Source organism: Burkholderia sp. A2, assembly GCF_001729305.1.
GTDB lineage: Bacteria > Pseudomonadota > Gammaproteobacteria > Burkholderiales > Burkholderiaceae > Burkholderia > Burkholderia sola.
In genome coordinates this window covers 1-880 of the sequence record NZ_LZXX01000045.1, presented here as the reverse complement: position 1 = coordinate 880, position 880 = coordinate 1, and the positions used below count along the sequence as shown (strand labels likewise).

1 protein-coding gene is annotated in these 880 nt (G+C 65.1%); it reads right to left on the bottom strand.

The window, feature by feature from the left end; translation table 11 throughout:
* Window positions 1-100: 100 nt before the first annotated feature.
* Window positions 101-880: zinc-binding dehydrogenase (locus A9Z05_RS03575; RefSeq protein ID WP_069616896.1), on the bottom strand; the 780-nt coding region annotated here is incomplete at its 5' end.

Genomic DNA, 880 nt, shown 5'->3' with positions numbered 1-880 from the left:
CGGCAGGCCGATGGCCGCCGAATCGTGACGGTAGAAACGCTGCTCGCCGCCGTGGCATGCGTGCGCTGAAACGAGTTCGAGCATGGTCGCGCCCTCTCGATCAGTACAGCACGACCGAACGGATCGACTCGCCGGCCTTCATCAGGTCGAAGCCTTCGTTGATCCGCTCGAGCGGCAGCGTGTGCGTGATCAGGTCGTCGATGTTGATCTTGCCTTCCATGTACCAGTCGACGATCTTCGGCACGTCGGTACGCCCGCGCGCACCGCCGAACGCGGAACCCTTCCACTCGCGGCCCGTCACCAGCTGGAACGGACGCGTGCTGATCTCCTCGCCCGCTGCCGCCACGCCGATGATGAACGACTGGCCCCAGCCCTTGTGCGTGCATTCGAGCGCCTGGCGCATCAGCTTCACGTTGCCGACGCATTCGAACGAGTAGTCGGCGCCGCCGTCGGTCAGCTGCACGATGTGGTCGACGACGTTCTCGACTTCGTTCGGGTTGATGAAGTGCGTCATCCCGAACTTCTTCGCGAGCTCGACGCGCTTCGGGTTGATGTCGACGCCGATGATCTTGTCCGCGCCGACCATCTTCGCGCCCTGGATCACGTTCAGGCCGATCCCGCCGAGGCCGAACACGACCACGTTCGCACCGGCCTCGACCTTCGCCGAGTACACGACCGCGCCGACGCCCGTCGTCACGCCGCAGCCGATGTAGCAGATCTTGTCGAACGGCGCGTCCTCGCGCACCTTCGCGACCGCGATTTCCGGCACGACGATGTAGTTCGAGAACGTCGACGTCCCCATGTAGTGGAACAGCGGCTTGCCGTCGAGCGAGAAGCGCGACGTCGCGTCGGGCATCAGGCCCTTGCCCTGCGTCGCGCG